This is a genomic window from Paenibacillus sp. FSL R5-0519 (assembly GCF_037974275.1).
In the GTDB taxonomy this organism is placed as follows: domain Bacteria; phylum Bacillota; class Bacilli; order Paenibacillales; family Paenibacillaceae; genus Paenibacillus.
Map to the genome: position 1 here is coordinate 179930 of NZ_CP150234.1, position 17249 is coordinate 197178.

Here is a 17249-nt window from a genome sequence, read left to right on the forward strand (position 1 = left end):
AGGTAGGGTATGAATCAAAGTGTGACTTATCGACAGATCGTGCTGCTTATACTGCTGCTCAGTATTTCAGGTACGTTAATACAGCCCCATGCTCAGGCTATTTACTACGCGGAACAACATGCATACCTTTCATATCTGCCTGTGGCTGTAGTGATGATTGCATCGATGTGGATGATAAGCCGGGTACAGCGGAGGTTTCCGAATCAGGATCTATTTGAGGCGCTTACTGACCGGTTCCCGTTTATGGGAAGGCTCGCAGGCGTAATGTACATTTTGTTTTTTTTCTTCATATTCGCAAGAGATATCCGATTGATTGGTGATTATGTAAGCATAACTTTATTAGAGACGACACCGATTTCCATCGTTGTATTGTCACTTATGATCATGGCAGTATTTATTGTCAGAGGTGGACTCGGTTCGTTAATCGGTATGGCGGAGCTGTACGTTACTCTGTTTCTCTTAAACTCGATAATTGTTCCTTTCATGCTTATCCAGCAGATCAATATGGACAATCTGATGCCTTATTTTCACGTGGATGTCGCAGGAGTAGGCAAGGGAAGCTGGTACATATTTTCATTTTACGGAGAGATGATCGCATTACCTTTTGTCGTCAAGGGCAGTGACTTTCGCTTCAAACCTGTGCTATGGGGCATTATCATCTCGGGATTGCTGATGATGCTGATTCTAGTGGAAACCATTACGTCGATAGGTGTACCTATTGCGTCCAGGCTGGTATACCCTTCTTATGAGCTGGCAAGGCAGTTGCAAATAAGTGATTTCCTTGATCGGTTTGACCTGGCGCTGGCAGCGGCGACCCTGCCTACCATGATTACCAAAATTGCATTTGATCTGTACTTTGTCTGTTGGGGACTGAAGCGAATGATTCCGAATGTATCGGGAAAGGTCATGACTGGCCCTGTGGCGCTGGTAGGGTTCGTATGTGCCTTTTGGTTCTTCAAGAATGCAATTCAGCTTAACCGATTTACTCGTGAATGGACATGGATTGCCATTGTTTTTGAAGTGCTTTTTCCCATTGTGCTGTTTCTTTTCCTTCGTCCTCGCAAAAAGGATAAAAAAGAATCTACCCAACAGAGATCGGGAAACCAGTCCAAGAAAGAGAAGCATGAGCAGGGGCAAGGCTCCTCTGATTCGGAGAAGAATGGAGAGAGAAAAAGGCAGGATTCTCATGGTGGAGAACTCCAGCCTTCCTGATATATTCCATCAAAAATCGTTATAGATGAAATGGGCAAAAAGAGGGTAAGCGCAGTTTCCCTCCGCAGAAGTACCCTGTATACTGTAGTCAGACTGATGAACATTCGGCTGGACTAACGGGGGGAACATGAATGGCTCAACATTTGGCAGGTGTACGTGTAGCATTGACAGGACCGCGAAAATCGAAAGAAATGTCCATACTGGTTGAAAAAATGGGCGGTATTCCGCTTGTGCGACCGGCACAGGGAACGGTATTTCTGGATGATCGAAATATCAGGGACGGGCTGGTATCCTGGATCTCAGACCCGCCAGACTGGGCGGTGTTAACGACGGGTATGGGATTGGATGCATTGTTTGAAATGGCTGAGGATATGGAAATCGCGGGACAATTTTTGGATGTATTATCGGAATCCTCCATTGCAGCGAGGGGATACAAGACGGTGAATGCGCTCAAGAAGCGCAGATTAACGCCCCTGGTACGGGATGATGACGGTAGTACGGACGGGCTCATTCGAGAATTCGCCCCGCATGATCTCGCAGGGAAAAAGGTCATATTACAGCTTCATGGGGAGACAGCTCCCAAACTCGTTGCATGGTTGGAAGAACAAGGTGCAATCGTCAGACAAGTGCTTCCTTACCGCCATGTTCCGCCGGAAGAGGCAGAGCTTGAACAGCTGTTGAATGAGATTCTAAAGTTTGAGGTAGATGCTGTTGCGTTCACAAGTGGACCGCAGGTCCGATTCCTGACGCAATATGCGGCCTCCCAGGACAAGCTTGAGCCGCTGCTTGCCGCTTTCAGACAAGGCGTAATTCCTGCATCCGTAGGTAAAGTTACAGCAAACTCCATGCGTGAAGAAGGCATTGAGGCGCTGGTCATTCCGGAGGAAGAGAAGATGGGTGCACTCATCGTTGAACTTGGACGTTACTTTGCCGCAGGGCGTGCGGACAAGGTTGGCGGTCAGCAATAAAGGTTGAGTCGTTAACAGAAACGAACTCAATGCAAGGGTTGTTGGATGGTTATAACGAATGGGATATGCATAGGTTATTCCGGGTTCTGATCCGATTTTTGGATCAGGACTTTTTTCTGTTTTGTCTCAAAATAGAAGAATGGATAAGTATCATAAGCATGGACATTATTTCCTGCACGGTGTTATTATGAAAACAATATTGAATGAAAACAAGCAAGGTGCTCTTGCGTGCAGCAAGAGGTAACAGGGAATCGGGTGAAAGTCCCGAGCGGTCCCGCCACTGTAATGGTGAAGCCCTTTTTGATCCAAGTCACTCGGAAAACCGGGGAAGACAGAAAAGGAAGCTGATGATCCAAAGCCAGGAGACCTACCTTGCATGTGTCACCAAACCCTTCGCGGAAAGGAGTGGTGTACGAAGAATCAGGAATTGGGCGAACAATCGGTTCGCCCGGCTGGCCCCTCCAGGCCACATAGTCACAGGACTACCCTTCGGGAGTCTGGGGCTGTGTTCTTGAGTGTACGTACATGCGTATCCCATCCGTTACAAGGATGGGATTTTTTTGTTTTTTTAGATAAATGCACATCCTTGCAATACCTACCCTGTGTCGGGAAATTGCAGGTAGAGGAATAGATTAGTTGGATCATAACGGGTGATGTAAGAGCCTTGTTCGATAGTCTGAGTAAACAGAGCTGACGAGTTGAACATGCAGTACAGCGGGGTAGAAGGTCGGCATAGCCGTCCTTTTTCACTGTTTAGATCAGTACGACAAGTGTGATGAAGGAGGAGAAATCATGCAAGATCAAGGCAAGCTGCTGATTATCGGGTTCGGCCCGGGAGCAATGGAACATATCACCAAGCGGGCACTCGAAGCACTTCAAGAGAGTGAGGTAATTATCGGATACAACACGTATGTGGATCTTATTCGCCCTCTGTTGAACGGACAAGCGATTGTGCGTACAGGCATGACGGAGGAAGTAAGCCGTGCACAAGAAGCGGTTCGACAGGCGGAGATGGGCAAAATTGTTGCCGTAATTTCCAGCGGTGACGCAGGTGTGTATGGTATGGCTGGACTGGTGTACGAGGTGCTGATGGAGCAAGGTTGGAAGCCGGATACGGGTGTTGCCGTCGAGGTTATTCCGGGCGTATCGGCCATTCAGTCCTGTGCATCACTGCTGGGTGCCCCTGTCATGCATGATGCATGTACGATCAGCCTTAGTGATCACCTTACGCCGTGGGAGACCATTATTCGCCGGGTCGAAGCGGCAGCGTCCGCTGATTTTGTCATTGCCCTGTACAATCCACGCAGTGGACGGCGCACACGCCAGATCGTGGAGACACAGGAAATGATCCTGCGTTATCGTGACCCACAGACCCCCGTAGGTCTGGTAAAAAGTGCATACCGTGAGCGTCAGGACGTTGTCATGACCACACTGGAGGATATGCTGAATCATGATATCGGCATGCTGACGACCGTGATTATCGGCAACTCCTCGACCATGATGTACGAAGGACTCATGGTCACCCCCCGCGGGTATCAGCGGAAATATACGCTGAACACCGCGGAACAGTCGCTCAGACCTCATGAGCGGCTACGCACGGAAGCCGAGCCATGGTCGCTCGGCGCAAGGGAAGCCCGCGCTGCCGCCTCCGGCGAGGCAGCGGGCGAGAGCGCGGCCAGCGCTGCATCGGCCGCGCAGCCACAGGCGGAGCCAGCCCTGCGCGGCGCAAGCGCCGGAGCGGGCACGGCTCCGCAAGGGCAGCCGCCCGCTGGCGCAGGGGCAGCTGCCACTATGCCTGCGGCAAGCCCGGCGAGCAGCGCTGGCACCGCCGTGCTTGCCGGCGAGCGACCTGCGCCCGTTGCGGCAGAGGCCGCTCCGGGCCGAGCCGTGTCAGCGCCACGCGCCAGCGCAGCTGCGCTGGCCGCCGAGGCGCTGACACGGCTCGCGGCAGGCGGCGCACTCGCGGGCGAATCGGCGAGCCGCTGGCTGGATGCAGCAGCGCCGAGCCGAGAAGCAAGTGCAACGCAGGCTGCGACCGCAACGGCGGTACGCACCGCGCCCGAGCCTGGGCGTAAGGCGCCGCTGTTCGAAGTCGGCGTGTCGCCCGGCGTGGGCAACAAAAAATTCACCGCAGCCCAGATGGCGCTGCTGGCGCAGTGTGCAAGTGAAGACGGCGAACTGGAGTACACGCCGGAGCACCAGATTATTCTGAGAGTGCCGACATTTGAACCGGACTCGCTGGTTGAAGAGCTGCGTGCAGCGAATTTTATCGTTGTACCGATTGGTGATGTCATCAAGGTGAAGGCCTGTGACTTCTGCAATATGGAGAAGGACGATGCTGTCCCGATGGCTAACCATTTGCAGGCTGTGATTGGCGGACTGGGTGCACCCAAAGAAACGAGTGTGGCGCTGAATGGCTGCGGTATGGCATGTTACGGGGCAGTACTGGAGGATATCGGCATCGTGTATCGCAAAGGTGCATATGACTTATTCCTCGGCGGCAAGAAATTTGGCCGCAATGCTCACCCTGCCCAGCCCGTAGCGGAGGGAATTCCGGGTGATCAGATTGGTGGCATTGTGGAACGTATTGTGGCAGATTACAAGGAAAAGGGCCATCCGAATGAGCGATTCCACAAGTTCTTCAAACGAGTTGGTGTAATTCAGGGCTTCCGCCATGTCGATGCACCGGTCACTGTGGAAGTAAACCCGATATGTGGTGACTAATTCCATACTTAATTCCTTACTAAATTTCTAAATAAGTCTTGAGTAAGCATTAATTAAGTCCCTGCCTGCACGACTTCTTTCGTGGAGACATGAGGGTGCAGCTTGTCAGGACCTATCTAATATTTTGCAATATTCGCTGGATTTCAGCTGACATAGATGGATTGATTTTTACGAGTAATGCAGTGAATGGATGGAATGACTGGTTTGGCGCAGTTTTATCCGGATGACCTGGAGTGCTGAATGAATATGAAAAGTCTGATCTGCGGGTCAGACGGGGGAGGAATAACGAAAGATGGATGCAATATTGTTGGTGGGACACGGGAGCCGTGATCCCGAGGGGAACCGGGAACTGAAGGAGTTTGCACATGAGGTAGCAGCGAAGGCACCTGAGAATACGTTGGTGGAGACTTGTTTTCTGGAGTTAACGAGACCAAGTATTGCTGATGGGGTTACCGCTTGTGTGGACCGAGGTGCAACACGTGTTGTGTTGGTGCCGATCATTCTGTTTGCTGCCGGTCATGCCAAGATTGATATTCCTAATGCGATTGACCGCGCCAAGGCACGTTATCCGCAGGTAGAGTTCGTATATGGACGTCCCATCGGTGTTCACGAGAAAGTCGTGCAAATTATGCAGACCCGTCTGCAAGAGGCAAAACCTGTACTTGTCGCATCCCAAGGCGGTACAGCGGTAGCAGCTCCACCTGCTCCGGTGACGGATGAAGAGACTGCCGTCCTGGTGCTTGGACGGGGAAGCAGTGACCCGGATGCCAACAGTGACTTTTTCAAAATGACCCGGATGTTATGGGAGAAACTGCCGTACAAGTGGACGGAAAGCAGCTTTATCGGCGTGACGCAGCCCTCATTCCCGGATGGATTGGAGCGCTGTCTCTTGCTGGGCGCGAAGAAAATCATCATCATGCCTTATTTCCTGTTCACAGGTGTACTGATCAAGCGCATTGATGAAATGACAGCGGAATTTGCAGCGGCACATCCAGACATTCAGGTTGAGGTTGGCGGATACTTTGGCTTCCACCCGAAGCTGGTTGAACTGGTACTGGAGCGAGCCCATGAGGGGTTATACGGACGTGTAACTGCTAACTGTGACAACTGCCAATTCAGACTGGAAGCGGCCAAACACCATCATCACCATCATGATCACGACCATGGGCATGACCACGATCATCACCATGATCATGACCACGACCATCATCACGACCACGATCATGGACATGAGCACAGTCACGACCACCATCATGAACACAGCCATGCGCACAACCATGATCATAAGGACCATGATCACTCGCATCATCATGATGATCATGACCACCAGCATGTACATGCACATGATGACCATCCACATAAGCATGACCACGGTCAGGATCATAAGCATACAGCCATCAATCGTCAAGCGTCACTCGATTATCATCATGATCACGATGAAGAGTTGCATCATACGCATCACGAGCAAGAAATCCATCGGAACAACCAGGATAATGCAGAAGGAATCGCACAAGAAGAGGCTTCTCCCGATCAGTCACAGGTTGCAGCAACTTCGGAGCAGGTGAATCGTCCATGATCTTCATGTTGTGTGGTACGAGTGATGCCAGGGAACTCGCTCTACAGATTCAGCAGCAAGGTGCAGACGTGCTGACTTCTGTCGTAACGGACAGTGCTGCACATAGCCTGACAGAGGCCGGATTACCTGTTCGGACAGGCCGTTTGACCGTGGAAGCCATGGTGGAACTTGTGCGTGAAAAAGGTAGCCGCGCCATTGTGGATGCAAGTCATCCGTTTGCCGAAGAAGCACATGCCAATGCGATGGAAGCAGCGAAACAGGCGGGCATTCCATATATTCGCTATGAGCGCACAGGTCTGGCTTACGATGATCACGCATTGCTGCATGTTGTGTCTTCCTACGATGAAGCTGCACTCAAGGCCAAAGAATTGAAGGGCTCGGTCATGCTGACGACAGGTAGCAAAACGTTACAGATTTTCACCAAGCACCTGCTCGGTGATCCAGATATTCGTCTCGTTGCCCGCATGCTTCCACGTCTCGATAATATGGAGAAATGCGGTGAGCTTGGCGTTGAACAGCGCAATATTATTGCGATGCAGGGACCTTTTTCCCGTGAAATGAATGAAGCCTTGTACAAGCACTATGCGACGACGGTAATGGTGACCAAGGAGAGCGGCAAGACCGGAGCGGTGGATGAGAAAATCCAATCTGCACTGGAGCTGGGCATTCATGTCGTATTGATTTCACGCCCTGAAGCTGAATTTGGAACGGTGTTTGATCATTTTGAAGGTGTACTGGATGAGTTGAAGCGTGTATTGGTGCAGTAGGGCACCCCAATAGTTTTAATTTGAATAATGAATTTTTGAATGACACAACGAGTAGAAGGAGTGGAATGCACATGGATTTCAAAACGGAATTTAAACCGTTGACCGTACAGCCACAGGAGATTGAGGGAAAAAGCTTTGAGATGATTACGGAGGAACTGGGTGAGCATCCTTTCACGGCTGAGCAATACCCAGTGGTACAGCGTGTCATTCACGCCTCGGCTGACTTCGAACTGGGCCGGAGCATGGTGTTCCACCCGGATGCCATTCAAGCAGGAATTGCAGCACTTCGCGCCGGTCAATCCGTCATTGCTGATGTACAGATGATTCAGGCTGGTGTAAGCAAGGATCGCATTCGCGGTTTTGGCGGAGACGTGCATGTACATATTTCCGATCCGGATGTGATGGAGGAAGCCAAGCGCTTGAACACCACTCGCGCAATTATCTCAACACGTAAAGCGAATCAATTATACGAAGGCGGAATCTACGCCATTGGTAACGCACCAACAGCACTGCTGGAACTGATCCGTCTGGTCAAAGAAGGCGAAGCCAAACCTGGCCTGATCATCGGCATGCCCGTCGGCTTCGTATCCGCAGCAGAATCCAAAGACGAGCTGCGCAAACTCGACATCCCGTTTATCACCAACATCGGCCGCAAAGGCGGAAGCACCATCGTCGTAGCCGCCCTGAACGCCATCTCCCTGATGGCTGTTAAAGCGTAGTCGTTTTAAGTAATTTTAAGTAACGACCAAAGGTGAATAGAGGCAATCGTCACGCAAACAAACGAGCGATACAAACTTTAACGAATTCTAGCGAACGTAATGAGCTTTAACGAACCTTAACGAACCTTCTTAACGGATTATAGGAAACTTTAGAAAACTTAACGTCTTTAAACGAACTTTAACGGACTTTAACGAACCTCACAAACCTTATATTCCGGTTTATCACCCGTTTCATATTTTAACGAACCTGAGTAACGCTATTCCGGTAAAACACGCCAAAAAGTGGTGAAAACAACGTCCTTCTAGTGAAATAACTTCACTACGATTCGTTACAATTTTCGTTTGTGGAATAATGCCCAAATAGCGTCCCCTCGATTCGTTAAAAATGTAGATTTCATCAAAAGGCATCCACTCATGACGCATTACTGAAACAGTTTGCACGGGTAAGCACGGTTCACCGTCATAAGGTAATCAACCTCAAGTATCACCAACTAGCAAAAAGAACAGCACACGCTCAAGCGAAAAACTTCGTAACTACATTCCATGCGAAGTCCTACTGGCGTGGAATGATCAGTTACCACAAAATAACCTCAGGGCAATGTTTAGCCCAAGAGGTTGCACTATGCACTGTGCCAGGTGGATGCAGAAGCAGGTAGCAGCGAAGGGGACAACCGCGATCATGAAAATGATCCGGCCCCGGAGCGGTCCACCAAAGATAGAAGTCTACACAAACACAAAACCCCGTAACTACATTCCATGCCAAGTCCTACTGGCGTGGAATGATCAGTTACCCAAAATAACCTCAGGGCAATGTTTAGCCCAAGAGGTTGCACTATGCACTTTACCAGAAGGATACAGACGCAGGTAGGAGTTAGGGGACACCGCGATCATAAAAATTACTCAGCCCCGGAGCGGTCCACCCAAGGTAGAAGTCTACACAAGCAAAAAAACCACGTAACTACATTCCATGCCAAGTCCTACTGGCATGGAATGATCAGTTACCCAAAATAACCCTCAGGGCAATGTTTAGCCCAAGAGGTGGCATTATGCACTGTGCCAGGTGAATGCAGGAGCAGGCAGCAGCGAAGGGGACGGAATCGATTCTGAAGAAGCGGAGCGGTCGCCTTTGTCTCCGGATTTCTCCCTTTAAAAAAGGGGAATCAAAGAAATCTGGAGACAACAGCGATCATAAGAACGATCCGTACCCGTAGCGGTCACCCAAGCGCCAAAAGCCATCACCCATGCACGCAGCGTAATGCAATCTAGCTAACTAAAGGACGGGAGGTTCAAAACCCATGATAGGCGGCAATACACCAGATCCCGATAAACCCATGCGTTCCGGTTTCACCACAGGTGCGTGTGCCACAGCCGTTGCCAAAGGAGCGACGCAGCTCCTGTTAACGGGTGTTATTCCGGCACAGGCTGTGGTTTCATTGCCCGCGGGCTTTGACCACTCGTTCGAACTGATCGAGCAGGAACTGACCAATGGCGTAGCAACCTGTGCCACCATCAAGGACGCCGGGGATGACCCCGATGCCACACACCGGGCGAAGATCATCGCACATGTGTCGTGGCGGGACGAGCCGGGCATGGAGCTGGATGGGGGCATCGGCGTAGGCCGGGTCACGAAGCCTGGACTGCCCGTGCCTGTAGGCGAAGCGGCAATCAATCCCGTTCCGCGCCGTATGATTACCGAAGCCGTCACCCAGGTGCTCGCCGAACACGGCACAGCCAGAGGCGTGCGGGTTGTGATCAGCGTGCCGGATGGCGAAGAGATGGCCAAGAAGACACTGAATTCCCGGCTCGGTATTCTGGGCGGCATCTCCATTTTAGGTACACGCGGCGTGGTTGTTCCGTTCTCCACCTCTGCTTACAGAGCCAGTGTGGTGCAGGCAATCTCGGTTGCTCAGGCATCCGGATGTGAACATATTGTGCTGACAACAGGCGGCAGTAGTGAGAAATACGCCATGAAGATGATGCCGGAACTGCCGGAGGAAGCTTTTATCCAGATGGGCGACTTTGTCGGCTTTGCGATCAAACACGGTAAACGGTTGGGCATGAAACGCATTACGCTGGTTGGGATGCCGGGCAAATTTGCCAAAGTGGCCCAAGGCGTCATGATGGTGCACTCCAAGAGTGCGCCGGTGGATTTTGGATTTCTTGCGTCCGTGGCCCGCGAGACTGGAGCCGGAGATGAACTGGCGCAAGCGATCGAGGAAGCCAACACGGCGACTCAGGTGGCAGATATGATGACCGAAGCCGGGTACTTGCCCTATTTTGAAAAGTTATGTACGTACGCCTGTCGGCACTGTCTTGAACATGCCGGGGGCGGCGTGACGGTGGAAGTGGTATTGGTAACAATGAAAGGAATGGAACTGGGGAGGGCGGAAATCAGTGAACTCGAAGACAGCAACTGGAGCAAAGAATCGTAAAATCCGCATTATTGGCGTGGGTGAAGAAGGCGCGGCAGGATTGACAACGGATAGCCTGAATCTCATTCAGGAAGCAGATGTACTCGTTGGCGGAGAGCGCCAGCTGGAGTATTTCCCTGCATTTGCAGGTGAACGGTTAGCGATTAAGAGCGGTTTAAGCGATCTCGTTGTGAAAATAAAAGCGTTACAGGCCACACACAACGTCGTTGTGCTTGCCTCGGGTGACCCGCTGTTCTACGGCATCGCCGGGTATTTAGCGCGCCAAATCGGCCCGGATCAACTGGAGATCCGGCCTAATCTCAGTTCGCTGCAGCTGGCATTTGCCCAGCTTGGCGAGAGCTGGCACGATGCCGTGCTCGAAAGCGTGCACGGACGCCCGCTTAAAGGCCTCGCACAGCGCATCGATGGCAAAGCCAAAATTGCGCTGCTCACGGATGAGCACAACAGCCCCGCTGCGATCGGGGCTTATCTGCAACAGTTCGGCATGACCGAGTATGATGCCTACGTTGCCGAGAACCTGGGCGGGGCAGACGAACGCGCCCGCCATTACACCTTGGGCGAGCTGGCAGCAGCAGAATGCAGCCCGCTGAACGTCGTGATTTTGCTGCGCCGCAAGGATACACCTGCGCCGCGCAAAGGCTTCGGGTTTGCAGATGAGGAATTCCATCAGCGCAAACCCGAAAAAGGCCTCATCACCAAGCGTGAAGTCCGCGCGTTCAGCTTGTCCGAGCTGAAACTGGGCGAGGACAGCATCGTGTGGGATATCGGCGCAGGTTCAGGCTCGGTGGCGGTGGAGTGCACGCGGCTGGCGCCGCGGGGTCAGGTCTTCGCCATCGAAAAGAACGAAGGTGACCTCGTGAACATCGAGGCCAACCGTTTCAAATTCCGGACCGATTTCACCGTCCTTCATGCCAAAGCACCAGCGGGGCTGGACGAACTACCGGATCCGGATGCGGTGTTCATTGGCGGCAGCGGCGGCGAACTCGGCCAGCTGATCGCCCTGTGTGCGTCCCGGCTGCGCCCGGAGGGACGCCTCGTAGTGAATGCAGCGACCATCGAGACGCTGCATGACAGCATGAAGGCGATGCGCGAAGCAGGCATGGACGCCTCCGTGACGTTACTTCAGACGGCGCGCAGCAAGCCGATCCTGAACATGACGCGTTTTGACGGATTGAATCCGATTTACGTAATCACAGGACAATATATCGCAGCAGAAGAGGCGGAAACGGCGAACGGAGCAGAGTAGTCTGGCATGGAACGAAGAAGGGGGAGAGCAGCATTAGCACAACAACTGCAAGCACAACAGGAAACACAGCGTGGGGAAGCACTTCCGCAGAACCATTGGAACATAAATTGTCCGATCACAAAGCCATCGGTACACTGTATGGCGTCGGTGTTGGGCCGGGAGACCCGGAGCTGATTACCGTGAAAGCATATCGGATGATCCGGGAATGTCCCGTGGTCGCTTATCCAAAGAAACGTAAAGGCGGTAAATCGTACGCCCACGAGATCGTGGAACTGTATGTGAACCCGGAAGAAAAAGAGATGCTTGGCCTGATTTTTCCGATGACGAAGGACCCGGTTGTGCTTGAACGCGAATGGGGCAAGACGGTTGAAGCATGCTGGGGCGCGCTCAAGGAAGGCAAGGATGTTGCTTTTGTAACCGAAGGAGATCCGAACCTGTACAGCACATTTATTCATCTGGCCCGGCTGATGCGAGAGCTGCATCCTGAAGTGCCGATTAGTTCAATTCCTGGCATCTCATCTGTGTTGGGTGCTGCGGCTGCACTGGATATTCATCTGGCAGACGGAGATGAGCAGGTGGGCATTATTCCGGCTACAGCGGATAAAGAAGCGATGCGACAGGCGATTGAGCATCACGATACGATTGTATTTATCAAAGTGGCGAAGGTGCTTGATCCGATGCTGGAACTGCTGGAGGAGATGGGACTCGGCGGCAAAGCTTCGGTTGTTACCAAAGTCACTTCTCCATATGAACTCGTCTGGCGTGATGCCCGTGAACTGAAAGGGCAGGAGCTGGAATATCTAAGCCTGATGGTGGTGAGCAAATGAAGACATTGGAAGCAAAAGTTTATATCGTAGGCGCAGGCCCGGGTGACCCGGAACTGATTACGGTGAAAGGTTCCAACATTTTGAGAAGTGCGGATCTGGTGCTGTATACGGATTCTCTTGTGAATGACGAACTGATCGCAACCGCGAAGCCCGAAGCAGAAGTGCTGCAAAGCTCTGGTATGGATCTGGAGCGTCAGGTTGAGCTGATGTGTGAAGCCACTCGTGCGGGTCGCAGTGTAGCTCGTGTTCACACGGGTGACCCGGCGATGTACGGCGCAATTTTGGAACAAATGGTTCTGCTGAAACAGCAGGGCGTGGAATATGAGATCATTCCGGGTGTGAGTTCGGTCTTTGCTTCGGCCGCTGCGTTAGGAGCTGAATTGACTGTACCGGAACTCACACAGACCGTTATTCTGACACGTGCAGAAGGCCGTACTCCTGTGCCTGAACGGGAGAAACTGCGTGATCTGGCATCCCATCACTGTACGGTGGCGCTCTTCCTGAGTGCAACTTTGGCGAAAAAAGTCGTGGTTGAATTCCTCGCCGCAGGCTGGAGCGAAGATACACCTGTGGCAGTCGTGCAGCGGGCAACATGGCCTGATCAAAAGATTGTACGGACCACGCTTGCCAACCTGGCAGCGGATCTGCGTGCCGCAGGCATTACAATGCATGCGATGATTCTGGCAGGCTGGGCGCTTGACCCGGATCTCGTGAACCGGGATGCCCACCGTTCCAAGCTGTACGATAAATCCTTCACCCATGGTTATCGCAAGGGAGTGAAGTCTGGTGAGTAATCCGTTTGCAGCTGTTGCCATCACGAAGCATGGTGTGGAGATGGTGCGTAATCTGGCAGGACAGTTCCAGGGTACAGACGTGTATTATATGAGCAAGTTTGCTCGTGGCGATGAGGAACAGTTGGGTTATGAGTTGTTCGAAGGCTCGGTGAAGCTGATTTTGCCTGACCTGTTCAAACGATATAATGGCATCATTCTGTTTATCTCACTGGGTGCGGTTGTGCGGATGATCGCTCCGATCCTGGTGGACAAAAAAGTTGATCCTGCCGTCCTGGTCATTGATGACCGCGGCGAAAATGTCATCAGCGTGCTCTCGGGTCACCTCGGCGGTGCAAATGAGTTAACTCGTCAGGTCGCGGAGGTACTCGGCGCACGTGCCGTCATCACGACAGCTTCAGACGTGCAAGGCACCATTCCGGTGGACATGTTTGGCCGGGAATTGGGCTGGATCGTAGACAGCTTCGACAAGGCAACCCCTGTCAGTGCGGCTGTTGTGAATGAAGAACCTGTCGCTCTCATTCAGGAGACGGGGGAGCGGAACTGGTGGAGATATAACAAACCCGTGCCGGATCATATCCGTGTCTTCAGCAGTCTGGAGGAAACGGAATCCTTCCCCTTCAATGCTGCGCTGCTCGTTAGTGACCGTCTGCTTTCGGCAGAAGAAGAGCAACGTTTTCTTACCAATGGTGTATTGTATCGTCCGAAAAGCCTCGTGCTCGGCATGGGCTGTAATCGCGGCACATCTGTCGAGGAGTTGGAGCAGGAAGTCCTTGCTACCTTGGAAGAGTTATCCCTTTCCGCGAAGAGTGTGCGCAACATTGCCACGATTGATCTGAAAAAAGATGAAGAAGGCCTATTGGGGCTCTGCACCAAATATGGCTGGGAACTCGTAACCTACACCCCTGAGGAACTGAATACAGTGAAGCTCGCTAATCCATCCGAGACGGTATTCAAATATACGGGAGCATATGGCGTAAGTGAACCTGCGGCGTTGCTTTCCTCCGGAGCGGATCATTGGCTGCTGGAGAAGAAAAAGAGCGGTAATCTGACGATCTCCGTTGCACGCATTTTATTTAAGTAGAGATATGCATGAAGTGAATCTACTTTACACCATAGCACTGCGATGACAGAATACCCTTCCGATCGCTGTTATCCCCGAATTTTTTTGATTCCCTTTCAAAGGGTAAAATCCGGTGATAAGCGTATGCTTCCGATGTAGCTTTCTTCAGAAAGCTTTTAGGCGAAGCGTATGCTTACGAAGCAGCTTTCTTTCAGAAAGCTTTTGGCTCCGCTTCTTCAGGTTATTTCTGTCCTCTCCGTTATTGTGTAAACATTCATTTCATGAATACAAATTGTGCATTAACTTTGACCGCATCGGTGTATGATGCGGTTTTGTTTAGATTATAGAATTTATACGTTTTCAGCGGAGCTGAAGGATTCGATAATCGCAAGAAAAGCAGCAACTAAAACACGAATGTACATCCTTGATAGTGCTTCGATCAGAAGCTTTTGTTATATCGAAGAAAAGGTGGAAATGACAATGACCATTGCAGATCGTAACGCCAGACCCCGACTGATCATTGCAGGCACCGGAAGTGGTGCAGGAAAAACAACAGTAACCTTAGGGCTGATGAGAGCACTCGCCCAGCGTGGTTTGAGTGTACAAGGGTTCAAATGCGGCCCGGACTATATTGATCCGACCTATCATACTGCCGTTACGGGCAGACCGTCACGTAATCTGGATGCATGGATGACCTCGCCTGAGTATGTGAGGGATACGTTCCAGAAGGCATCAGCCGGACATGATATTTCCATTATCGAGGGCGTTATGGGCCTCTACGACGGCAAAGATCCGCTCAGCAATACAGGTTCGACTGCAGAGATTGCTCTGGTGACACAGACCCCTGTGATCCTGGTTGTGGACGTACGCAGCATGGCTCGCAGTGCGGCGGCAATTGTACTCGGTTTTCAACAGTTGGAGCCTGAATTAAATATCGCCGGAGTGATCGTCAACCGGTGTGGAAGTGCGGGGCATTATACCATTGTGAAAAAAGCCATTGAGCAGATGTGTGGCATTCCGGTGGTTGGCTGGCTGAAGCGGGACGAAGACATGTCCATCCCGGAGAGACATCTGGGACTTGTGCCTGCCATTGAACGTGGTGAACTGGAGCCATTATTCCAACGTGCTGCTGATGTGCTGATGGAAGGCACCGATCTGGATCTTCTGCTGGAACTGGCGGCAAGCGCACCGCCGTTAAGTGCAGAAGAAACGAGTCCTGCCACCACTGACCACACGGATTCAGATCATGCTGAATCAGGCTCGGATTCCGATGCACATTCGGATGCAGTGATCCACGTTAATAATCGACATGTATCATATGAGGTACAGCCTGTTATAGCCGTTGCGCGCGATGCAGCATTTAATTTCTATTATCCTGATAATCTGGAATTACTCGAAGCAGCCGGGGCCAGATTGCAATATTTCAGTCCACTCGCTGGTGAAGATATTCCAACGGATGTGGACGGCATCTATTTGGGGGGTGGATTCCCTGAGGAATTTGCAGCAGAGATTGCCGGTAACCAAGGGTTCCTGGATGGACTTCGACAGGCGGCACAGTCCAACATGCCTTTATTTGCCGAGTGTGGCGGCTATATGGTACTTGGGGAAACGTTGACCAACCGTGAGGGAATTCGTTTTGATATGGCGGGTATTATCCCTGCACAGGTACAGATGCAGAAGAAGCGAGCTGCGCTTGGCTATCGTGAAGCGAGTAGCGTTCAGGATTCCTTTTTACTGAAAAAGGGTGAGGTACTTCGGGGTCATGAATTCCATTATTCCACGATGAGCTATCGTGATGAAGAAACGATTCCTTATGCCTATGAGACCAAGGGGTTACGTGGTTTGAAGCAAGAGGGATATGCCGCTGGCAACATCGTGGCGGGGTATACGCACGTTCATCTGGGCTCTTACCCGGCAGCCGCACGAAGATGGGTGGAGCATTGTCAGGCTTATCGGAAGGAGCGATATATTCAGGAGTGAAAGCAACGGTTAGACAGTTCAAAACGATGGATGAATTCAATAAGCAAAATGGCTCTAATCTGATTTTTATCTCATGAGTCTTTGGTCGTGAAGTTGGCGATCCCATTTCCGAATTAAAGGTTTTCAGATGAATATGTGGAATGAGTTAAAGACAGAATCATTATGCGAGGGAGGGACATCAGGATGAGAACTGTATGTGTAACCGGAGCTGCTCGGGGATTGGGGCTCGCTTTGACGGCACAGATGCTGAAGAGAGGATATCTCGTGTATGCGGCAGGTCTGGACGTGGAAGATTCCGAGGGAATTCGCATGCTTGCAGACGGATATCCTGACCATCTGCGCGCCATCGAATTGGATATTGCGGATGACCTGTCGGTGGCTCTGTTCACGGAGACATTGAAGCTGGATACGAATCATTTGGATATGCTGATCAACAATGCGGCTATACTAGGAAGTATTACGGATCATATCCGCGGGCCGATGAATATGGCGGAGATGGCTGAAGTATTTAATGTGAATACCTTAGGTACACTGCGCGTGACTCATTCCCTGTTACCCCTCCTTCTTCAAGGACAGGTCAAACTGATTGTAGATATCTCTTCCGAGGCTGGAAGTATAGAGCAATGCAGTCGGGATGGATGGTTTGCCTATTGTATGTCCAAAGCTGCTTTGAACATGCAGGCCCGTCTCGTGCACAATGGTCTGAAGGATGAAGGTGGACAAGTGATGCTTGTACATCCTGGTTGGGTACAGAGTTATATGCGGGGTGAACTGGATGCTTCTGCGGATCTCACGCCCGAGCAATCTGCACAGCATATCGCTGTACTTATCGACCGCCATGAACAATTTAAAGGAGATCAGCCCGCATATGTGGACTACAAGGGAGAGAAACTCCCCTGGTAGTTGGTTTTTATACAGTGAGGTGAATAAGAAAGGAGATTGAT

Annotated in this window: 13 protein-coding genes and 1 riboswitch; all 13 genes read left to right on the forward strand. The window is 51.5% G+C overall.

Features of this window, described 5'->3' with window-relative positions; genetic code table 11:
- Positions 1 to 9 precede the first annotated feature (9 nt).
- The 13 genes from MKY73_RS00815 to MKY73_RS00875 all read left to right on the forward strand — a co-directional run bounded on the left by MKY73_RS00815 (position 10) and on the right by MKY73_RS00875 (position 17208).
- Positions 10 to 1212 carry an endospore germination permease gene (locus MKY73_RS00815; RefSeq protein WP_339305171.1) on the forward strand — a complete coding sequence of 401 codons (1203 nt, stop codon included), beginning with the start codon at positions 10 to 12 and terminating at the stop codon, positions 1210 to 1212.
- A gap of 131 nt (positions 1213 to 1343) precedes the next feature.
- Positions 1344 to 2180 carry a uroporphyrinogen-III synthase gene (locus MKY73_RS00820; protein ID WP_339305173.1) on the forward strand — a complete coding sequence of 279 codons (837 nt, stop codon included), beginning with the start codon at positions 1344 to 1346 and terminating at the stop codon, positions 2178 to 2180.
- Positions 2181 to 2379: 199 nt separating this feature from the next.
- A riboswitch (cobalamin riboswitch) is annotated at positions 2380 to 2570 on the forward strand.
- A gap of 402 nt (positions 2571 to 2972) precedes the next feature.
- Positions 2973 to 4904: a precorrin-3B C(17)-methyltransferase gene (cobJ, locus tag MKY73_RS00825; RefSeq protein WP_339305174.1), complete on the forward strand. Its 1932-nt coding sequence runs from the start codon at positions 2973 to 2975 to the stop codon at positions 4902 to 4904.
- Positions 4905 to 5196: 292 nt separating this feature from the next.
- On the forward strand, positions 5197 to 6480 hold the full coding sequence (locus MKY73_RS00830) for a sirohydrochlorin chelatase (RefSeq protein ID WP_339305175.1): 1284 nt from the start codon (positions 5197 to 5199) through the stop codon (positions 6478 to 6480).
- Complete coding sequence (gene cobK, locus MKY73_RS00835) at positions 6477 to 7247, forward strand: precorrin-6A reductase (protein WP_253441487.1); 771 nt, start codon at positions 6477 to 6479, stop codon at positions 7245 to 7247. Before MKY73_RS00830 ends, cobK begins: the two co-directional genes overlap by 4 nt.
- A gap of 71 nt (positions 7248 to 7318) precedes the next feature.
- A complete protein-coding gene (locus MKY73_RS00840; protein ID WP_278297837.1) occupies positions 7319 to 7966 on the forward strand; it encodes a precorrin-8X methylmutase in 648 nt (215 codons plus the stop codon).
- Positions 7967 to 9261: 1295 nt separating this feature from the next.
- Positions 9262 to 10398, forward strand: a complete 1137-nt coding sequence (locus MKY73_RS00845) for a cobalt-precorrin-5B (C(1))-methyltransferase (RefSeq protein WP_339305176.1) — start codon at positions 9262 to 9264, stop codon at positions 10396 to 10398.
- On the forward strand, positions 10361 to 11644 hold the full coding sequence (cbiE, locus tag MKY73_RS00850; protein ID WP_339305178.1) for a precorrin-6y C5,15-methyltransferase (decarboxylating) subunit CbiE: 1284 nt from the start codon (positions 10361 to 10363) through the stop codon (positions 11642 to 11644). The genes MKY73_RS00845 and cbiE overlap by 38 nt, the downstream gene beginning before the upstream one ends.
- Positions 11645 to 11739: 95 nt before the next feature.
- The gene (gene cobI, locus MKY73_RS00855; RefSeq protein WP_339305179.1) at positions 11740 to 12471 is read left to right on the forward strand and encodes a precorrin-2 C(20)-methyltransferase; all 732 of its coding nucleotides are present in this window, start codon (positions 11740 to 11742) and stop codon (positions 12469 to 12471) included.
- Positions 12468 to 13265, forward strand: coding sequence for a precorrin-4 C(11)-methyltransferase (cobM, locus tag MKY73_RS00860; RefSeq protein ID WP_076332461.1), 798 nt, complete (start codon positions 12468 to 12470; stop codon positions 13263 to 13265). The genes cobI and cobM overlap by 4 nt, the downstream gene beginning before the upstream one ends.
- Positions 13258 to 14346 (forward strand): cobalamin biosynthesis protein, encoded by a 1089-nt coding sequence (locus MKY73_RS00865; RefSeq protein WP_339305181.1) that lies wholly within the window; start codon positions 13258 to 13260, stop codon positions 14344 to 14346. Before cobM ends, MKY73_RS00865 begins: the two co-directional genes overlap by 8 nt.
- 459 nt (positions 14347 to 14805) lie before the next feature.
- Positions 14806 to 16305, forward strand: coding sequence for a cobyrinate a,c-diamide synthase (locus tag MKY73_RS00870; protein ID WP_339305183.1), 1500 nt, complete (start codon positions 14806 to 14808; stop codon positions 16303 to 16305).
- A gap of 183 nt (positions 16306 to 16488) precedes the next feature.
- Complete coding sequence (locus tag MKY73_RS00875) at positions 16489 to 17208, forward strand: SDR family oxidoreductase (RefSeq protein WP_339305185.1); 720 nt, start codon at positions 16489 to 16491, stop codon at positions 17206 to 17208.
- Positions 17209 to 17249: the final 41 nt, after the last annotated feature.